16 protein-coding genes are annotated in these 15,972 nt (G+C 65.9%); 3 read left to right on the forward strand and 13 right to left on the reverse strand.

The window, feature by feature from the left end:
- Positions 1 to 71: 71 nt before the first annotated feature.
- The 12 genes from QPK29_RS17710 to QPK29_RS17765 form a co-directional block, all read right to left on the reverse strand.
- Positions 72 to 830: a flagellar brake protein gene (locus QPK29_RS17710; protein WP_371770164.1), complete on the reverse strand. Its 759-nt coding sequence runs from the start codon at positions 828 to 830 to the stop codon at positions 72 to 74.
- Positions 814 to 1,179: an EscU/YscU/HrcU family type III secretion system export apparatus switch protein gene (locus QPK29_RS17715; protein WP_160410326.1), complete on the reverse strand. Its 366-nt coding sequence runs from the start codon at positions 1,177 to 1,179 to the stop codon at positions 814 to 816. Before QPK29_RS17715 ends, QPK29_RS17710 begins: the two co-directional genes overlap by 17 nt.
- Entirely contained in the window at positions 1,166 to 2,275 is a 1,110-nt protein-coding gene (gene fliK / locus QPK29_RS17720) for a flagellar hook-length control protein FliK (protein WP_371770163.1), read from the reverse strand. The genes QPK29_RS17715 and fliK overlap by 14 nt, the downstream gene beginning before the upstream one ends.
- An 8-nt stretch (positions 2,276 to 2,283) precedes the next feature.
- Positions 2,284 to 2,607, reverse strand: coding sequence for a flagellar protein FliT (locus tag QPK29_RS17725; RefSeq protein ID WP_056136887.1), 324 nt, complete (start codon positions 2,605 to 2,607; stop codon positions 2,284 to 2,286).
- A 14-nt stretch (positions 2,608 to 2,621) separates the two neighbouring features.
- Complete coding sequence (gene fliS / locus QPK29_RS17730; protein ID WP_056136306.1) at positions 2,622 to 3,080, reverse strand: flagellar export chaperone FliS; 459 nt, start codon at positions 3,078 to 3,080, stop codon at positions 2,622 to 2,624.
- A 21-nt stretch (positions 3,081 to 3,101) separates the two neighbouring features.
- Entirely contained in the window at positions 3,102 to 5,744 is a 2,643-nt protein-coding gene (gene fliD / locus QPK29_RS17735; protein ID WP_371770162.1) for a flagellar filament capping protein FliD, read from the reverse strand.
- Between the two features lie 181 nt (positions 5,745 to 5,925).
- The gene (locus tag QPK29_RS17740) at positions 5,926 to 6,279 is read right to left on the reverse strand and encodes a flagellar protein FlaG (RefSeq protein ID WP_371770161.1); all 354 of its coding nucleotides are present in this window, start codon (positions 6,277 to 6,279) and stop codon (positions 5,926 to 5,928) included.
- 85 nt (positions 6,280 to 6,364) lie between these two features.
- The gene (locus QPK29_RS17745; protein WP_371770160.1) at positions 6,365 to 7,843 is read right to left on the reverse strand and encodes a flagellin N-terminal helical domain-containing protein; all 1,479 of its coding nucleotides are present in this window, start codon (positions 7,841 to 7,843) and stop codon (positions 6,365 to 6,367) included.
- Positions 7,844 to 8,092: 249 nt separating this feature from the next.
- Positions 8,093 to 9,670: a GGDEF domain-containing protein gene (locus tag QPK29_RS17750; RefSeq protein ID WP_371770159.1), complete on the reverse strand. Its 1,578-nt coding sequence runs from the start codon at positions 9,668 to 9,670 to the stop codon at positions 8,093 to 8,095.
- A gap of 121 nt (positions 9,671 to 9,791) precedes the next feature.
- On the reverse strand, positions 9,792 to 10,439 hold the full coding sequence (locus QPK29_RS17755; protein ID WP_056136317.1) for a response regulator: 648 nt from the start codon (positions 10,437 to 10,439) through the stop codon (positions 9,792 to 9,794).
- Complete coding sequence (locus QPK29_RS17760; RefSeq protein ID WP_371770158.1) at positions 10,436 to 11,914, reverse strand: PAS domain-containing sensor histidine kinase; 1,479 nt, start codon at positions 11,912 to 11,914, stop codon at positions 10,436 to 10,438. The genes QPK29_RS17755 and QPK29_RS17760 overlap by 4 nt, the downstream gene beginning before the upstream one ends.
- Positions 11,915 to 11,921: 7 nt before the next feature.
- Entirely contained in the window at positions 11,922 to 12,533 is a 612-nt protein-coding gene (locus tag QPK29_RS17765) for a hypothetical protein (protein WP_371770157.1), read from the reverse strand.
- 72 nt (positions 12,534 to 12,605) lie between these two features.
- On the opposite strand from QPK29_RS17765, the gene greB reads away from it, so the two are divergent.
- Together greB and QPK29_RS17775 are read left to right on the forward strand one after the other, a co-directional pair.
- Entirely contained in the window at positions 12,606 to 13,172 is a 567-nt protein-coding gene (gene greB / locus QPK29_RS17770; RefSeq protein ID WP_371770156.1) for a transcription elongation factor GreB, read from the forward strand.
- Between the two features lie 76 nt (positions 13,173 to 13,248).
- Entirely contained in the window at positions 13,249 to 13,914 is a 666-nt protein-coding gene (locus QPK29_RS17775) for a biliverdin-producing heme oxygenase (RefSeq protein ID WP_371770155.1), read from the forward strand.
- Positions 13,915 to 13,927: 13 nt separating this feature from the next.
- On the opposite strand, the gene QPK29_RS17780 is transcribed toward QPK29_RS17775, so the two are convergent.
- Positions 13,928 to 14,797 carry a hypothetical protein gene (locus QPK29_RS17780; protein ID WP_371770154.1) on the reverse strand — a complete coding sequence of 290 codons (870 nt, stop codon included), beginning with the start codon at positions 14,795 to 14,797 and terminating at the stop codon, positions 13,928 to 13,930.
- Positions 14,798 to 14,952: 155 nt separating this feature from the next.
- Between QPK29_RS17780 and QPK29_RS17785 the strand changes: the two genes are divergently transcribed.
- Positions 14,953 to 15,966: an SGNH/GDSL hydrolase family protein gene (locus QPK29_RS17785; protein WP_400189791.1), complete on the forward strand. Its 1,014-nt coding sequence runs from the start codon at positions 14,953 to 14,955 to the stop codon at positions 15,964 to 15,966.
- Positions 15,967 to 15,972: the final 6 nt, after the last annotated feature.

Below are 15,972 nucleotides of genomic sequence, written 5' to 3' on the forward strand. Positions count from 1 at the left end.
TGTCTACGCAGGCCAGCTAGCGAACAGCGCTGGTGATCAATTGTTCAGAAAAGTGCTCTGACCCCGAATTGTCAGGCCAGGCCGGCCAGGCGGGCGTTGCGTTCGCGTTCCAGCTTGGTGATGTAGCGTTGCACGGCGGCCAGGTTGCCGCGCGAGATGTCGACGAACTGGCAGCCGAGGCGGCGGCTCGTCTTGTTGTTGAGCAGCGTCATGTCGATCGAGTTGCGGACTTGCAGCGAGCAGGTCACCGGGCCGATTTCCGGCAGGTCGATGCGGCAGTTCGGGAAGGTGTCGCCGATGGTCGTGCCGAGCTGCAGCTTGCTGTCGTGGATCGCGACCCCGCCGCAGCTGATGTCGGCCAGCGGGAACACGGCGACGCCGCCGCCCAGCTCGGCCGGCAGGGGGATCGTCGCCCGCACGGGATTCGTCACCGGCGTCGGCATGCGGTAGAACTCGCGCCGCTGCAGGCGGATCAGGCTCGCGGGAATCGCGGCGGACAGCGCGGTCCCGCCTTCGAATTGCACTTCGCGCAGGTTGTCCAGGCCGAATACGATGCGGATCTTGTCCAGCGACGTGTCGCACCGGACCGTGCCGGCCGCCACGATGCGCGTGTTCTGCTCCGGGCTGACGGAGCAGTCGATGACGACGGTGCCCGCATCCGGATCGACGGCCAGCAGCGACGTGACGCAGACGTCCGCCTCGCCCTTGATCAGCATGCGGATCAGCTGGTTCTTTTCGGCGATCTGGCGCAGCAGGGCCACGATCTCCCTGGGCGACTCGACTTCGTAGTCGTGCCAGGCTTCTAATTCGGCGTCAGTGATTGCTTGCATCTGTGTCAACCGGAGTGCTTTCTTGGGGTGGGAGGAGGCGTGCCGTGTCCGGTGCGGGCGGTGGTGTCTGCCCGGAAACTTGCGCGGATTCAATATAATAGAGCCAGGCCAATAGTTCGGCAATGGCGCGGTAGAGGGCCGGCGGGATCTGGCGGTCGAGATCGACTTTCATCAGCAAGGCCACCAGTTCCTTCGATTCGTGCACGAACACGCCGGCCTCTTGCGCGCGGCCGATGATCTGTTCGGCGACGAGACCCTTGCCCTTGGCGACGACCTTCGGCGCGGCATCGCCGGCACCGTAGGCCAGTGCCACGGCGCTCTGGCGGCGCGTCGGCTTATCGTTGTCCATCGTCATGGATGGTGAGCGTGGAGAGCGGCGTGCCGGCCGCGTCGAGCGCATCGGCCAGGCGCGCGCGCTGCGCATCCAGCAAGCCTTTGACCGATTCGTCCTCGGCATCGAGGCGGATGTGCAACTGGCCGCCGGACAGCACGACGCGCGCCGCCACCTCGCCCAATGCGCCGAAGCGCAGGCGCAGGCTGCTCTGCCACGTGCCGCCGTGTTCGTCATCGTCGCTGCCATCCTGGCGGCCGGAAGCGTCCCGTTCGACATCCCACTGCATGTCGCGGCCCGGCCACAACTGGCCCTGCCAGGCGGCGCGGCCCTGTTCGTGTGCATTCAGCTGCAGGTTGATGAACTGGGCCGTGTTCGGATCGGTGGGCGGCGGCATGCCGCGCGCCTGCGGTTCGGCCGCGAGGTCGGCGCGGGGGCGGGCGCCTTCGGCCCATTCGGCCACGTGCGATTCGTAGAACAGGCCGCTCTTGCCGAGGCCGTCCTTCAGCGCCTGCGCGATGGCGCCGGCGTCCGTCGACGGCCCGCCCAGCAGCGGCGTGCGGCCGACCGCGGCGGTGGCTTGTGTGTCCGCTTTCTGCGCGGCCGCGATGACGTCGCCCAGCATCTTGCCGGCCGTGCTGAGCGACGTGTTGGCGCCGTCGGCCGCGCCGCCCGGCAGTTGCGCGAGACCGCGCGTGCCCGCGAGCAAGGCGGCCGTGCGCGTCAGCGCGGCGGCATCCTTGCCTTCGAGGTAAGCGAGCGTAAACGCCTGCGGGCTGGCGCCTTCCGGCAGCGGCGGGCCGGCTTCGGCGAAGGCGGGGGCCCCCTGGCCCGTCTGGACCTGGAACATGGGCCGCGGCGCGACCGTCACGAGGGTCAGCGGCACCTGCGTGCCGACCTGGGCGCCCTGGGGCAGCGGCATGCGCGCCGCCATGTCGTTGATGCGCACGACGAAGCTGCCGTCGGGCAGTTTCGCCAACACGTCGGCCGGCATCGACTGGCCCACGAGGTTGGCGAGCGCGCGCGCAAAGGCTTGCTGGCGCGGGTCGCCGACGGGTAAGGCGGGACGGGCTGCCGCGACCGGGGTCAGCGAGACGCTATCGCGCGGCAGCATCGTTCAGGTCAGACGCCGTAGGCGCGCGCGACGCGGCGTTCGACGGTCTTGTTCGAGATCATGGCCTGCAGCTTCGCCATCCACGGCTGGGTCAGGTCGCGGATCTTGCGGTCGGAATCGAGCATCTTGCGGATGGCGTTGACCTTGCGCACGCGTTCCTGGCCGGCCAGCGGCGTGTCGCCATTGTCCTTCAGCTGGCGCACGCAGGCGGCGCACTGGTGTTCGAGCTGGAGCAGGCGGTCCCAGTCGGCCGCGGCGGCGGCGGCCAGCATCTGGTCGGTGATGCCGACCATGGCTTCGTACAGCGAGGCGATTTCGGTATTCGTCATCATCGTCGTGGCTCCCATCATGCGCTCGCCAGGGTCGGGGCTTTCGGCATGGCCGTGGGCGCGGCGACCTGCTGCGGCTGCTGGACCTTGTCGCCGATTTCCAACCACGCGCCGCGCAGGTCGGCCAGCAGGCCGTGCACTTCGTCGATGATGGTCACGTCGTTCTTCAGGTTCGCGTGCAGGAGGCGGCGGCTCATGTAGTCGTACAGGGCGTCGAGGTTGGCGGCGATCTCGCCGCCGGCGTTCTTGTCGAGCGACGCGCGCAGGCCGTTGTCGATGATCGAGATGGCTTTCGAGATGGCCGAACCCTTGGCGGCGATGTTGCCGGCGGCGATGTTCGTCTTGGCGCCGAGCAGCGCGACGAGGGCGCCGTCGTACAGCATGACGATCAGCTTGTGGGGCGAGGCCGACGTGATGCCGGTCTCGAGGCTCACGTTGTGATAGGCGTTGACGCCGCGTTTCATGTTTCCAAACATGGTGGTTCTCCAAAAATCCAGTTATCGGTTGGCCGCGAGGGCTGCCAACTGCTGCGTCAGATAGCTTTGGGTGCTTTGCATCGACTGCAGCATGGTGTCGAGCGAGGTAAATTGTTTTCGATACATGGCTTCCAACTGGGTCAGGTGATCGCTGAAGGCGTCGCGCTGTTTGGCCACTGCCTTGATGCTGGCGTTCAGGCCGTCGGTCTTGCTGTTGAGTATGCTGTCCTTGCCCGTGAAGCTCGAGGCCAGGTTCGTCAGCTGGTAGGCATAGCCTTGCGAGAAAGTCACCGTGCCGCGGTCGCCGGCGGCGCCGCTCTTGACCGTGATCTGGATTCCCGCAGCGGGCGAACCGGCGGCCGCCGTCAGCGACTGGCCGTTGCCCGTCGCGGCGACGCTGCCGATCGTGCCTTCGATGTCGGTGCCGACGGCCGGCGTGGCGCCCCCGAAGAGGTCGCTGACCGCCGTACCCGTGACGCCGACGATCGAGATGTTCGACGTCGAGCCGTATTTGCTGGACGAGATCGACAGGTGACCGGTGCCGTCCACCGAGGTCTCGACCGCGTCGCCGGCGTTCGCGAACACGCTGTTGCCGTTGATGGCGGCGCGCAGCATCGAGGCCAACTGGTCGTTCGTGTACGTGCCCGACGGAACCTTGATGTTCTGGACTTTCGTATCCGTGGCCGGATCGGTCTGGTTCAGCGTGACGGTCCAGGTCGTGTTCGGCGCGATGATCGTGGAGCCGGACAGGGGATTGGCGCCGGTCAGCATGCCCTGCGTGGCCATGTGCGTGACGTTCACGGCGTACTCGCCCGGCTTGGTGGCCGCCGTCGACTTGTCGAACGTGATGTTGCCGTCGCTGGCCGCGCCGACGGCCGCGAACAGGCCGCTGATGCCGCTGAAATTGCTCGACATGGCGTTGTTCAGCTTGGTCGAATCGACGGCCAGGCTGCCGTCCTTCTGGAACGCCACGCCGATCTGGCCGAGGTTCGTCAGGTTGCTGTTCAGGCCTTCGACCTGCGTACCGAGCGCGCGCCGCAGCTGGGTCTGGATCGATCGCACGGCCGAATCGCCCTGCAGCGGGCCGCCCGTCTTGGTGTCGGCGTTGTAGCTCGTGAGGCCGCCGATCGTCTTGTTCAGGTCGTTGTACGCCTTGACGAAGCCATTGATGGCGTCCGTCACCGAGCTCTTGTCCTGGGACACGGTCAGCGTCGTGCTGCCGGTCGAGGACAGGTCCAGGCTCACGCCCTGGATCACGTCGTCCACCGTCGTGTCGGCACTGCTGACGGCGATGCCGTTCATGGTCAGCTTGGTGTCCTGCGCGCCGCTCGTCTGCGTGAGGGCTTGCGTGCCGTTCGGATCGTAGGCCAGCATGCTGGCGATGCCGGCGTTGACGGGGCCGCCGTCGGCGCCGTCCACGCTGATCTTCATGGCCGACTTCTCTCCCGTCCTGTTCGACGTGATCACGAGGTGGTACGGGTTGGCGCTGCCGTCCGACACGATGGTCGCGGTGACGCCCACGTTCGCCTTGTTGATGGCGTCGCGGATGCCTTGCAGGGTCTGGTCCTTCGTGTCCAGCGTGACGGTGCCGCTGGCCTGGGCACCGTCCTGGGTGAAGCCCGCGCCGAGGTAGCTGCCGGCGCTGCCCGCCGTGAGGCCGGCCGCGCCCGGGTTGTTGCCGCCGACGAGGATCTGGCTGCCGTCCTTCGAACTCAGCGTGATGCCCGCGGTGGCCGTGGTGTCCGAGCCCGCGTTGGCCGCGCCGGGAGCCAGGCCGATGCCGCCCGTGACGGTGCCGCTGACGGCTTCCGTGACGTCGATGTTGGAACCGTCGGCCGCGAAGAACTGCAGGTCGTGGGTGGCGGCCGAGCCGGTGAACGTGATGTTGGCGGCGGCCAGCTGGTTCTTGACGGTGTTGGTGCCGAGCGCGGTGTCGAGCGAGGCGGCCGTGACGGTGGTGCTGCCGTCCGAGCTGGCCAGCTGGACGCCGCCCACGGTCAACGCATAATTGCCGGAAGTGACCGCCACGTCGCCGAAGGTGCCGAACATCGTGGCCGAGGTGGACGTGATGCCGGCCTTGGCCGTGACGCCCGTCGTATCCGTTTCGTCGTTGATGGCCGAGGCGAGGTCGCGCGCGCTGCGCGTCGTGCCGTTCGTGCTGATCGCGGTGCCGTTGATGGTCAGCGAGCCGGTCGCGATGCCGGACGCCGCGCTGGCCAGGCTCAGCGCGGAGCCGGCCACGCCGAACGTGCCGCCGCCGATGCTGCCGAACTGGAACGTGAGCGTCGTCTTGGCGCCGTCGCCGATCTGCTTCATGTTGCTGGCCTGGCCGCCCGTCATGAGGCTTTGCGCCTGCGCGAGCTGGCTGACGTTGATCTTGTACTTGCCGGGCACGGCGCCGGTGCCGGCCGAGGCCGTCAGGAGGTCCTTGTTGCTGGACGAACTGGTCAGCGCGCTGAACGTACCGGCCGAGTTCAGCGTCGTCAGCGCGCCCTGAAAGGCGCCGACGGCCGCACTGACCTTGCCATACGCCTGCAGCTTGGTCTGGTAGTCGGTCGTCTTCTTGTCGTAATTGTCGAGCGGCGCGGATTCGGCCGCCATCAGCTTGCTGACGAGACCGTTGACGTCGAGGCCGGAGCCGATACCAGGTGAGCTGAGTCCCACGTGTTTCTCCTGTGAAAGCGATAATGTAAGTCATTATCGACAGAAGCAAACCTTACTTGAGAGTGGGAAATGTGCGTTATTTCCGTGCCGAACTATACGAGCACTGGAAATGGACGGGGAAGGAGAGACCGTCAAGCGCGGGCCGTGGCCCGCGCCTTACGGCAGAGCATGCAACGAACGTTCAGGCAGTCTGGTTGATGAGCAGACCTTGCTGCATCTTGTCGATCGATTTGGCGATCTGCAACGCTTCCCTGGAAGGGATCTGGCGCACGACTTCCTTGGTGTTCTGGTCGATCACCTTGACGACGATATCCTTGCTGTCTTCGTCGATCGAGAATTGCAGGCTTTGCGACGAACCCAGCATCGCGTCGTTCATCTTCTTGACTGCGGCCGACACGTCCTCGTGCGACGGCTTGACGCCGTCGGCGGGCTTGCCCGTGCTGGTCGCCTCCGTCGCCCCGGCCGACGGCGCCGGCTGGGTCGGGCGGTCGTCCACGCGCGAGGGGGTGGATGAAGCCACTGGTTGAATGTTCATGATCATTCCCTAGCAAAAATTCCCCGGCTGAATTACTTCAGCCGAGGAATCACTTTACACCGCTATCGGGGCTTATTGCGACTGGTTAGCCACGCAGCAGCGACAGGACACCGTTCGGCAGCGAGTTGGCCTGGGCCAGCATCGAGGTACCGGCCTGCTGCAGGATCTGGCCACGGGTCATGTTCGCGGTTTCCGAAGCGAAGTCGGTGTCGACGATACGGCTGCGCGATGCCGACAGGTTCTCGGTCGACGATTGCAGGTTCGAGATCGCCGAGCCGAAGCGCGACTGCAGTGCGCCCAGTTGTGCGCGCTGGTTGTTCACCGAGGACAGGGCGGCGTCGGCGATCTTGATCGCCAGCTGGGCGCCGTCGAAGGTGCTGACGTCGATGTTTGCGACCGAGTTCAGCTTCGACGAACCGGCGGCGCCGGCGCTGTCCAGCGACAGGCTGCTGGCGTCCTTGATCGAGAAGCTCTGCTCCGAATCCAGCGTGATCTGGCCCTGGACGACGCTCGTGCCGGCGTTGTCGATGGTCATCTTGTTGGCGGTGTCGGCGGTGCCGTCGACCTTGTAGTTCGCCACGTCGACCGTGTTGCCGGTGGTCGATTCGTTGTCCAGCTTGATGTTCTCGCCGTTGGCGTTGGTCAGCTTGATGGCGCTGTTGGTGGCATCGTACGACGCGGTCACACCCGTCTTGGCAGTCTGCGCGTTGAAGGCGCTGATGGCCGATGCGGCGTCGTCGGCGCTCAGTTTGCCGCCGGAGCCGGCCTTGCCGGTCGAGAACGAGATCGTGACGGCATCGGTCGAGTTGTCCGAATTCAGCTTGATCGTGTACGCCTTGTCTTGCGCCACACCCAGCATGGCATTCGTCTGGGCGCTCGCGGTGACGCCGGTATCGCCGCTCTTGGCGTTGATGCTGGCGGCCACGGCCTTCGAGCTGTCGTTGTCGTTGATGGTGACGTCTTTCGAACCCTGGAAACCGTTCACGGTCAGCGCACCGCCGGTATAGAGGCCATCGGCGGTGGGTTTCGGTGCGTCGTTGGCGAGGCGGTTGTCGCCGTAGGTCGACGTGGTGAAGTTCGAGCCGGTCATCGAGATCAGCTGGTTGGCGTTCGCGCCGACCTGGAAATTCGCGGTGCCCATCGAGCCGTCCAGCAGCTTGGTGCCGTTGAATTCGGTGGTGCCGGCGATGCGGTTCAGTTCCGAGGTCAGTTGCGTCACCTCGGTCTGCAGGGCTTTACGGTCGCTGGCCGAGTTCGAGGAGTTCGAGGATTGCACGGCCAGTTCGCGGATACGCTGCAGCATGTCGCCCGAGCTCGACAGGGCGCCTTCGGCCGTCTGGGCCATCGACACGCCGTCGTTCGCGTTGCGGGTCGCCTGGTTCATGCCACGGATCTGCGAATTCATACGGTCCGAAATCGCCAGACCGGCGGCGTCGTCTTTTGCGCTGTTGATGCGCAGGCCCGACGACAGGCGCTGGATCGAGGTGTTGAGCGAGGATTGCGAGGTGGACAGGTTACGCTGAGCGTTCAGGGATGCAACGTTGGTATTGATAACGGACGACATGGTGTCTCTCCAGACTTGGTCTTGCAGGGTGTGGCGACGTGCCACTCAGAATCACTTTGGTCTGCCACGCTGTTCTGTGACATTCAAACCGCTGTTGATGCAGGTAACGGTGCTCTACGGAAAAAGTTTAGAGGGCGAGAGCGAAAAAAATCGAAATTTTTGTGTCGTCGCCGGAAGCGGGCCTGCCTTGGCGGCGACGAATTCGGGAACTTTAGGGTGAAAAAAATTATTTTTTCGTGGCCGGGCTTGTCAGTCAGCCACCACCACGCGGTTCTTGCCGGTCTGCTTGGCCTGGTACATGGCCTTGTCCGCGCGCGCCATCAGGCTGGCCTGCTCCTCGTTCGGATGGCGCAAGGCCACGCCGCACGAGAACGTGATCAGCATCTTCTCGTTTTCATGCAGGAAGAAATGCTTCGTCAGCTCGCGCTGCACGCGCACCATCGCGGCCGATGCCGCTTCGACATTCGTTTCTGGCAACAGGATGAGGAATTCCTCGCCGCCGAAGCGGGCGATCACGTCCATCGAGCGCAAGGTGTCCCGCACGACCTTCACGAGGTGGCGCAGGGCGTTGTCGCCCGCGAGGTGGCCGTAGGTGTCGTTGAGCTTCTTGAAATTGTCCAGGTCGAGCAGGGCCACGCACAGCGGTGTGCCGCGGCGGTCGGCGCGCGCGCTTTCGCGCTCGAACACGTCGTCCAGGCCGCGCCGGTTGAGGCTGCCCGTCAACTGGTCCTCGCGCACCAGTTCGCTCATGTGCTGCAGCTTCGCTTCCAGATCCTTGATGCGCGCCTCCGCTTCCTGCACCTCCTGGTGCGCGGCCAGCATGCGGTCGCGCGAGGCCATCGCCTCGGCCTGCACGATCTTCGTTTCGCGCAGCACTTCTTCCAGCACCACGTTGAGTTCCTCGATATTGCCGGCACCGCGGATGCGCTCGGAAAAGCCGCCGATCTTTTCGTGGAAATCGCCCGTCGACGCCGCCACGGAACCGAGGCGGTCGATGAACGTCATCATCATGTTCTTGACGGTCGCCTTGACGTCCGCGATGCCGTGTTTCAGCTGGCCCTGCTTGTAGATGACGTCCTTCAGGCTGCGCGTGGCGTCTTCCAGCGCGCGATGGTCGAGCGGACCGGCGATCAGGTCCTGCACGGCGGCGATCTGGCCGCGCATCCAGCTGTCGTCGTCCAGCAGTTCGGATACGTTTTCCAGCAGCAGTTTAAAGAGGCGCAGCAGCAGTTCCTGCTGTTCGGCCGTGTCGCCGCTCTTGAGTTCGATCTGGTAGCACAGGTCCTTCAGGCGCCCCGCGATTTCCTGCAGCGCTTCCTCGCTGTGCGCGACCTTGACGGCGGCGCCCAGCGATTCCGCTTCGCCCGACAGGTTCGGGGTGCCCGCCAGCAGCGACGCGACGGCGAACGTCAGCGTGCGGCTGAGCAGGTCGCGCAGCAGCTTCGCTTCGCCGTTCTCCACGCCCAGCGACATCGCGGGGTGCGTGTGGCGGCGCAGGTGTTTCTCGGCCAGCTGAGACAGCGTGCGTGCGTAGCCGTCCCAGTCGCGCTGCTTGACGGCGCGGTTGAAGCGGGCGCCGAACTCGGCCAGTTCGCCGGGCGTGTCGGCCAGCTTGTGCGCGAAGCCGGACAGCACGTTTTCCGCGCCCGGGTCTGCGGGAGGGGCTGGAGGCGGCAGCACGTCGACACCGGCGATCTCGTTATAGATCTCGCGATAGGCGTCCGGCGTCGGCGCGATGCGCCGCGTGGCGAGCCGGCGGAACGCTTCGCGTGCGATTTCCGCAGGGTTCAGGCCGGGAACCCCCGGCGGGCGTGGTGGACTGGACATTTTGGACGTTGCAATATGGAATTCTTATTGTCGCCATGGTAAGCCGCTGCCAAAAAATCAAATCGCAGATCAGACGCGGAATTACCACTCTTTCTCACCGACTGTATTGACAAAGCATAATTCAGTCAATGAGCTGGTTGCGGATGGCGTAGTGGGTCAGTTCGGCACTGGTCTTGAGTTTCATCTTGGCCAGCAGGCGCGAGCGGTACTCGCTGACCGTCTTCACCGACAGCGAGAGTTCGCGCGCGATCTCGCTGACGGTCTTGCCGGAGGCGATCATGGTGAGGGTCTGGTATTCGCGGTCGGACAGCGCTTCGTGCACGGGCGCTTCGTGGTTCTCGCCCAGCTGGGCCGCCAGCACCTGGGCCAGCAGGGCGCTGACGTAGCGCTGGCCGCCCGCCACCTGGCGGATCGCGTTGACGAGTTCCTTCGGCGCGCTCTGCTTGGTCAGATACCCGGCCGCGCCCGCCTTCAGCGAGCGGATCGCGTACTGGTCTTCGCGGTGCATGGACAGCATCAGCACGGCCAGGTCCGGCTGTTCGCTCTTGATCTGCTTGAGCACTTCGATGCCGTTGCGGTCGGGCAGGGAGATGTCGAGCAGCACCACGTTGCAGCGCGATTTGCGGAACAGCTTGACGGCGTCGAGGCCGGTCTCGGCTTCGCCCGCGACAACGATGTCACGCTGTTCGGCGAGGATTTGTTTCAGGCCTTCGCGCACGATGGCGTGGTCGTCTGCAATAAAAACGCGGATGCTGGCTTTTTCTGTCATGCTCGGGTGGTTTCGCTGCGTCCGGCCGCGGGGGCGGCCAGCCTGATCTTGACGACGACCATCGTGCCGCCTCCAGGGGCCTGCGACAGGGTGAGCGTGCCGCCCAGCGCCCGGGCGCGTTCGCTCATGCCGCGCAGGCCGAACGACTGGGGCTTCAGGCGGTCGGCAGGCGTGATGCCGCGGCCATTATCGCAGATGCCGAGCGTCAGGTGCTGGCGCTGGCGGCGCAGGCTGACCGTCACGCGCGTGGCGCCCGCGTGTTTCGCGATATTCGTCAGCGCTTCCTGGAAGATGCGGAACAGCGCGGCCGCCTGGTCCGGATCGAGGTCGATTTCCTTGTCGGCGCTGCGGAACACGCAGGCGATGCCCATCTGCTTTTCGAATTCGCGCGCCTGCCATTCGAGCGCGGCGACGAGGCCCAGGTCGAGCGTGCTGGGACGCAGGTCCAGCGAGATGCGGTGCACGGCCTCGATCGTGCGGTCGACGAGGTCGTCCAGGTAATCCGCCTTGTCGCGCAGGGCCGGATCGTCCGGCAGGCGCGCGGCGAGCATGGACAGCGCCATCTTGATCGCCGTGAGATTGCCGCCCAGGTCGTCGTGGATCTCGCGCGCGATGCGGGCCCGTTCCTGTTCCTTGACCTGCTGGATGTGGTCCGTCAGCTCGGCCAGCCGCGCGCGCGACCGCCGGGTTTCTTCCTGCTCCAGCTTGCTCGCGGTGACGTTCGTCATGATGCCGTCCCACTGGACACCGCCTCCAATCAGCGGCAGCGGCGTCGCGCGCAGGCTGATCCATTTGACGTCGTTCCACGCCTCCACGCAGATGCGGCCTTCCCAGTTCCACGCGGCCAGCGCCGTCTTCGACGCCTCCATCGCGTCCTGGTAACCCTTGCGGTCCTCCGGCAGGATCAGGCGCAAGAAGCGCTCGGGATCCTGTTGCAGTTCCGACACCGACAGGCCCAGCAGCGCCGTGCACCCCTCGCTCAAATACGGGTAGGCCATCGTGCCGTCCGCATGCAGCACGAACTGGTAGACGAGCCCGGGCGTGTGGTTGACGACGGCATTGAAGCGCGCCTGGTATTGCTCGAGCGCCATGCCGGCCGCCAGTTCCAGCGACAGGTCGTCGCCGATCGCGAGGATCAGCGACCGGCCGTCGCGCACGATGCGCAGGAAGCACAGCCTGATCGGATACGTGGTCCCGTCGGCGCGGCGATGGCGTGTGCGCAGGCTGACCTGGTCGCCGATCTCCTGGCCCAGCGAGCCGATGAGGGCAACGAGTTCGGCGCGGTCGAGCTGGGGCGCCAGGTCGAGCGGCGTCATGCCGCACAAGGCCTTGGGCTCATGGCCGAGGTTGCGGCGCGCGGCCTGGTTGACGTCGACGAGGCGCAGCGTGTCGGCGTCGAACAGATAGATTTCCGTGGTGGACGCCTGCATTGCGGGCGCGAGGATGGGGGCATGGGTCAAGGTATCCGGGCTCATGGTCATGTCATCGGTCTGTCGGTTGGCGCCGGCGCGCGCGCCATTGGACCACGAACCGGCGCAGCACCCGCACGAGGCGGCTGGCATGGCGGCCGCTCGCGTCGGCCGGCCTTGCGCGCAGCCGGCGCAGCAGGCGCCGGTAGCCGAGCCGCAGGCCGCGCGCCGCCCGGCTGGCCAGGTGGCAGGCGTGGCTCGTGCGCCAGTAGTCGAGGCAACGGGTCTTGGCGCCCATGAACCAGTCGTGGCAACGCGCGAACCAGCCGACCGCCAGCAAGGTCGGCAAGGTCAGCACATAGATCCGCGCCACGACGGCCGCGCCGCCCACCTTCGCCACCACGATGGTCGCGATGCCGGACAACGCGTGGCCATGGGCGATGGCGAGCAGGGCCAGCAGCTTGACCGGAAACAGCACCAGGCCGGGCAGCACGAAGGCGCACAGCGCGGCGTACGGCGGCAGGGTGCGCACGCGCGCTTCCAGCGCCGCCAGCGCGGGCCAGCGCGCGAGCGCCCGCGCGAGGCGCATGCCGAGATCCCAGCACCATTCCTCGACGAGCAACACCACGGCCGCCAGGTACACCAGCGGCGCGAACATCCGGCTGCGTGGAGAGGCTCGTGTCATGGCCTCATGATACGGGAAAACGCGAACGGCACAGGGGCGCGCGCGTGTTGTCGAAGGCGCTACAATAGACGCATGAACAAGGCATTTGTAAAAGAGTCCGATAACGACGACGATGACGAAGCTCTGGCGCTCGCCCAGGCGATACCCGCCGGATCCAAGAACTACATCACCCCGGCCGGCCACAAGGCCATCAAGGACGAGCTGCTGCAGCTGATCGACGTCGACCGTCCGGAAGTCGTGCGCGTCGTGCACTGGGCCGCGTCCAATGGCGACCGCTCGGAAAACGGCGACTACATCTACGGCAAGCGCCGCCTGCGCGAAATCGACCGGCGCATCCGCTTCCTCACCAAGCGCCTGGATTCCGCCTTCGTCGTGGATCCGTCCGTCCACTACGGCAACGACCAGGTGTTCTTCGGCGCCACCGTCACCTATGTCAACAAGGCTGAAGAAGAGCATACGGTCACCATCGTCGGCATCGACGAACTGGACCCGCTGAAAGGCAAGATCAGCTGGGTCTCGCCGGTGGCGCGCGCACTGACCAAGGCGCGCGAAGGCGACGTCGTCACATTGCATACGCCGCAAGGCAATGACGAGCTGGAAATCCTGAGCGTCGAGTACCCGGAGCCTGTCGCGGACTGATCCGGCTGGTGGCACGGGGCGCGCGGCGCGATGGTGCCGCGGCTGGTAAGATGGCGGTTTCTGCTTCCCGCATCCCATGAACCGTTCCACCGACGTTGCGTCCGAAGCCGATCCGCTGAGCGCCCTGCGCGCGGCCACCGCCACCCGCCACGCGGCGCTCGACGCCGGCCTGCCGATTGGGGCGCCCGACGCCTCCCTGCACGACTACACCGCCCACCTGGCCCTGCTGCGGACCTGGCTCGCGCCCCTGCACGCCTGGCTGGCCGGATTCGCGGATGGCCCGCCATTCGAACACGCAACACGGCTGGCCCGGATCGACGCCGATCTCGCCGAGGCGGGGCATGCGTTGTCGACCACGCCGGCCGACACCGGCACGGATGCCGTCGCCTGGCCGGCAACGGCCAGCCTCGCCTACCGCTGGGGTGTGCACTACGTCATCGAAGGCTCGCAACTGGGCGGTGCCGTGTTGTACGAGCGCCTGCGCGACCGCCTGGCGCCGCACGGGCTGCGCTACCTGAAGGGCGACGACGCCGGCCCCGGCCCCCGCTGGCGCGTCTTCATGCAGGCATTGCGCGCCAGCGTGCGCACGCCGGCCGAGATCGCGGACGCCTGCGCCGGCGCGTGCGCGGCCTTCGACCGGATACTCGGACTGCGCGGCGATCCGCGTACCGGTCTTGCGCATCCGGCATGGCCGCCTGCAACTCCGGTGGAACCGCCGCCGGCACGCGCCGGCACCGCCTGAGCGGACTGGACGCTCATTCGATGGCTTCGGCCAGCCGCAGCATCCACGCCTTGCCGTGATCCTTGCCGCCGTCGGCGAGCACGTCCTGTGCCACGCTCAGCGTGAAGACCTTGGCGTCCGTGAACCAGCGCAGCTCGGAAACGACCTGGCCCGTCGGCGCGCGCCGGATCGCGAACTGGGCCGGACAGCGGGCAGTGCCGTGCCGCACGGAGGCATTCATCAGCTCGCGCACGCCGAGGACGCCGCCGCCTTCGGCCACGTAGGCCCACTCGTGCAGCATGACGAGCACACCGTCGGGACGCCGGTACACGCGCTTCACGCTGCTCCACGGGCCGTCCTGGCCCGGCCCCTCGGGCACCACGCCCGCCAGCGTGTAGCCGGCGAGATCGCTGGCCGCGACATCCGCAGGCGGCACTGTCGCATGCGCAATGAAGCGATCCAGCGCGCCCTCCGGCGGCAACGCCCGCCAGTCGGCGCTTTCCAGGTCATGCGCTTCCTCGGACGTCATGTCGCCGTATAGTACGCCGTCGCCCGCGCGCAGGCGCCTCATGTCGTCGTCGACCGCGCGCCGTAATGGCGGCGGCAGCGATGCCAGATCGACCAATTTGGCTTTTCCAGGTTCAATTTTCGGTACGGGATCGGCCGCGTCCACTTTTTTATGGATATCCGCGCCGGCGTGAACGGTCAATAAAAAATAGCCGATCAGAAAAACCACCAGGTATCGGATCAATAACGCACTGTGTTCAGCGATCGGTGGCCGTATGCTCATTTCCGTTTCCAATAATAATTTTTCAAATCGAAACGTCTTTTTTACGCCTTTGTACGATGGTTCGGTCGAGTGAATATGCGGGATCGCGTCCTGTTCCGGTTTGCGCCACGCCAATAGTGTGTATTTGGTTTCCGGGGTTAATTAATTCCCAGAAATCAATATGCCGATAGAAAATAAATACATAGAATCCGGAAGGTTGAGGTTGCATAAAAATCCTCATATTTAAATAACGCATCATTATTTCGAACTGAAAAGAAAATGAGGAAATGATGAGGCAACTTTACGAATATCACCCTGTCGTCGGCTATCGCTACATTCCCCGTCTGCGGGTGCGGATCCTGCATGAAGGCGGCGGATATCTCATCCAGGTCAACGAACAGGGATTCCGCGCCGACCGGCCGTTCGCGCGGGCACGTACGCCCGGGCACCGGCGGGTCCTCGTGTTCGGCGATTCGTTCACGGCGGGCGATGCCGTGCCCAACCGCCAGCGCTATACCGAGCTGCTGGAAGCGCGGCTGCCCGACGCCGGCACGCCGCCCGTCGAGGTCTACAACTTCGGCCTGTCGTCGACGGGGACCGACCAGCAATACCTCATCTGGCGCGAATTCGCCCGCGACATCGAGCACGACCTCGTCGTGATCGCCGTCTTCGTCGAAAACATCCGGCGCGTCGCCGCACAATTCCGCCCGCACCACGACGAGCACGGCGTCGAGCGCCTGTATGCCAAGCCGTATTTCCGGATCGAGAACGGCACGTTGCAGCTGTGCCAGGTGCCGCCGCGGCGCGAACCGTACGAGGAACACGAGCTGGACGCCGCGCAGGCCGCCGCCGTGGACCACGGAGGACGCTTCCTCGTGCTGCGCAAGATGGTCACGAAGCTGGGCATGCGCGACATGGTCCAGCACCTCACGCAATACCAGCCGCTGCCGCAATACGACTCGCCCGCCAGCCCGGCCTGGCGCCTGATGCGCGCGATCCTGACGCAGTGGATCCGGGCGCTCGACCGGCCCGTGCTCCTGATGCCGCTGCCGTTGCCGCAGCACCTCGACGAGACGTGCGATGCCGCGCCTTACCAGGCCCGCTTCGCGGAACTGGCCGCCGACCTCGGCTGCCGCCTGCACGACCCGCTGCCCGACCTGCTGCGCATCGCGCCCGCCACGCGGCGCCGGCTGCGCTGGGACAAGGACATCCATTTCACGCCGGCCGGCCACGACGCGCTCGCGCGTTCGCTCCAGCCCGTCATCGCGGACATGCTGGGCGCAGGCCTGGCCCGCGCCAGCTGAGGAGGC

Source organism: Massilia orientalis (assembly GCF_030411975.2).
GTDB lineage: Bacteria > Pseudomonadota > Gammaproteobacteria > Burkholderiales > Burkholderiaceae_D > Telluria > Telluria orientalis.